General features: G+C 63.7%; 4 protein-coding genes and 1 pseudogene. 1 reads left to right on the forward strand and 4 read right to left on the reverse strand.

Going from position 1 to position 3,041, the window contains the following annotated elements; translation table 11 throughout:
- A partial coding sequence (locus tag WAN71_RS23115; RefSeq protein ID WP_422227562.1) for a hypothetical protein occupies positions 1-244 on the forward strand: 244 nt, incomplete at its 5' end.
- Between the two features lie 154 nt (positions 245-398).
- On the opposite strand, the pseudogene WAN71_RS23120 reads toward WAN71_RS23115, so the two are convergent.
- The 4 genes and pseudogenes from WAN71_RS23120 to WAN71_RS23135 form a co-directional block, all read right to left on the reverse strand.
- Positions 399-748 (reverse strand): annotated as a pseudogene (locus tag WAN71_RS23120) (hypothetical protein); the annotation flags it as partial.
- Positions 749-947: 199 nt separating this feature from the next.
- On the reverse strand, positions 948-1,538 hold the full coding sequence (locus tag WAN71_RS23125) for a PIN domain-containing protein (RefSeq protein WP_422227563.1): 591 nt from the start codon (positions 1,536-1,538) through the stop codon (positions 948-950).
- Between the two features lie 31 nt (positions 1,539-1,569).
- A complete protein-coding gene (locus WAN71_RS23130) occupies positions 1,570-2,070 on the reverse strand; it encodes a helix-turn-helix domain-containing protein (protein WP_422227564.1) in 501 nt (166 codons plus the stop codon).
- An 87-nt stretch (positions 2,071-2,157) separates the two neighbouring features.
- The coding region (locus tag WAN71_RS23135) for a rolling circle replication-associated protein (protein ID WP_422227565.1) at positions 2,158-3,041 on the reverse strand (884 nt) is incomplete at its 5' end.

A 3,041-nucleotide genomic window follows, 5' to 3' on the forward strand; every position in this document is an offset into this window, starting at 1 on the left:
TGCCTCAACAGGGCAAGCGCGACACCTGAACATCTGTGTGATTAGCCCGCCGCTCGTCGTGCCTGTCCTTATCCTCAAAGCCATGGCAAACGAAATCATCGAACAACTGGCAGAGCAGGTTCGTCAACTTCAGGCGGACTATACGGCGCTGGCAGAACGCGTTCAGAAGATTGAAAACGAACGCAAGCGCGAGAAGGACAAGCAATCGTGCGACGATTTGCAGTTCCGCTCGGCCGGCGGATAGCTCCGCGCCAGCAGCACCCAGCAACCGGCTGCAGACCGCGTGACGTTCACACCACGTCTAAACTTTCGGTCAACCGTCTCCACGTGCCGATTTGCCGGTGCTGTCCAGAAAGCCCCGATTTCCACCGTCAGCCGTGGTGGCGTGTGGGCCGGATTCACCCAATTGCGCGGGCGAGTTGGGCAGCAAATTCAGGTCCGTCGTTGACAAGGGCGTAGCCGCCGGCCAGGCCGCCTTGGTTGCAGAAGGCTCGTCGCCGTCGCACCCTCCGATGAGTCACGACGCCGGTCTCGCGGTTGACGCGCGGAACCAGGCGCGTGGCCGCGCGCGGCACCACGGCAGTGGGGAAGCGGCTGACAGAATCGCCGTACACCGCCTGGCTCCGTGACCAACGCCGCACGATCCGGCGAGCCGCCAGGTATGCGTCCTGTGCGACCTCCATCACAGCGATGGCCTTCTTCAGTCCGTACACACCCCAGCCCGGCCAGGGCCGCGGCCCGGCTGTCGGGCAGTCCCAAACGGCAACAGACTGAACTCGATTCGGCTCACCACGACGACCATCGCATCAGCACACTGACGGTACCGTCACCTAGAAGACCACGGCCTCGCTCACCACAGGCGATCGGGGCCGCTCTCATCGACCATCATCACCAACCCAATGACGCCGACATCGTCATCCCCAGTGTCGGCCAACGCCCTGTTTGGTTCACTCGGGTTGCCACGACGGCAGCGGCAGAAGGATCTCGGCGACCTCGGTCATCTTGTGCCGTGTCACCATCAGCTCGAGGATCTGCTCCGGGGTCTGCGGTGGGTTGGTTCGGCGATTCGACATCTCTCGCAACGCACGCACTCCCGCATGCGGGTGCGCCGAAACGGTGTTGGCGGCGAACTGATGTGGGTACACGGTCTCGATGCCGGCGTTCACGAGGACGCTTGCTGTACTGAACCCGGCGCGGCGATCGTCGGTGACGATGGCGTCGGCTTTGCCGATAATCGCAGCGTGGGCGACGTGGCCGTCATCAGAGTCGTTGAGTCCGTAGCTGTACTCGCAGTCTTTGGGGGCGTGAACCTCTGAGCCCGGAAATGCCTGCTTCAGCTGGTCGAAAAGGTGCTGTCGGCGAGTGGCGCTGTCGCCGATCCCGCGCTTGTCGTGCAGGACGGCGAGTATGTAATCCAGCTCGAAGAGAATCCCTGACCCCCATACGGGCGCATACGCCTCCTCGGTGGCCAGCTGCAGCAGGAAGTCACGCTGGAGGCTCGGCACAAGGGCGCAGGTGTCGAGGACAGCGCGATACACAGGGGCGAGTCTTTCAGACCCCGCAGACGAGTCAACGCTTGCGTTTCGCCTCGGCGAGCAACTCGGCGACCTCGTCGGCGTCTGCATCCGCGAACTCCGCCGAGCTCTCGGTGATGAATCGGTTGCGCCGGGCGCGAAGCTCCTCGCGGTAGGCAAGGACATCGGCAAGCCGAAGCTTGCGCCGGACCGCGCCGGGCACATGCGCGTGCAACTCGCCGTCCTTGATGAGGCGAACCACTGTTGGCCGGCTCAGCCCAAGGAGCTCGGCGCCCTGCTGGGTGGAGATTTCCTGGTCGCGAGTCAGGATGCTGATCGACTGGCCGTGGCTGAGGGCATGAACGACACGCTTGAGGATCTCGTGAAGCTGCTCGGTCAGTTCGACACGGTCGTGTTCGCTCGCGCCGGACAGGAAGAAGACATGCTCAGGAGAGGTCCCATGACGGGCCTCGTGCGCCTCGATGAAGCTGAGGACATTGGCAAGCTCATCGGCATCGGCCGGAACCGGGCTGACGATCTCCGCGGCGGTGCTCATGGGTCTCACTTCCTTTTCGTCCCACCCTCGGAACTCAACCAGCGTAGCAAAGTTACGAAAATTACGAAAGCATAGTGAGGTGTCAGACTATGCGCGGTCGGCCTGCAGCGCAGCGGCAAGCAGGGATGCAAACGCTGGCCCATCATTAACAAGGGCGTAGCCGCCGGCCAACCCGCCGTGGCTGCAGAAGGTTCGTCGTCGCCGAACCCGCCGATGCTCCACAACGCCGGTGTCACGGTCGACTCGGGGGACCAGGCGAGTGGCCGTGCGCGGTACGACGGCAGTCGGGAAGCGGCTGTCGGGATCGCCGTGGATCGCTTGGCTGCGTGACCAGCGCCGCACGATCCGGCGAGCCGCCAGGTATGCGTCCTGTGCGACCTCGACTACGGCGATGGCCTTCTTGAGTCCGTACACACCCCAGAACCGGCCAGGGCCGCGACCAGGCTGCCGCCACAGATCAGGCACGATGTGTTGATACTCCTTGTCGCCGTGCAGGTTTGGCGATGAATGCTTGGTGAAGTAGATGGCCAGGCGCTTGGGGTCGCAGGCCCGCAGCCCGGTGCGCACGTCGATGGCAGTGCCGGCGAGAAGATGCCGTGCCTTCTGCTCAGCGTCAGGATGGTCGACAACCTGAGCCCAGGACTCTGACAACCACTGAGCGAAGCCGCGACCGGACCGGCCTGGCGACGTCGGCGGTGCCATCCACAAATGAATGTGCGGAGCACCGCGCCGCTGAAACTCCAGTTTCCAGATGTAGCGTGCCGGTTCACCGTACTCGCGTTGAAACCGTTTGCGCCACAACACCATGTGCCGCTTCACGCTGGCCCCGTCCGGGGCGACGACTTCCCAGTCGCTGGGGTAAGTCAGCGTGATCATGGCCGGGACACGGCCGGACTCCACAAGTGGGCTGTAGTCGAGTTCGGCGAAGATGCGGCACATCGCCGAACGTGATTTACGGGACCACTCGGTGA

The sequence above is a fragment of the Mycobacterium sp. genome (assembly GCF_049280035.1).
Taxonomy (GTDB): Bacteria; Actinomycetota; Actinomycetes; order Mycobacteriales; family Mycobacteriaceae; genus Mycobacterium.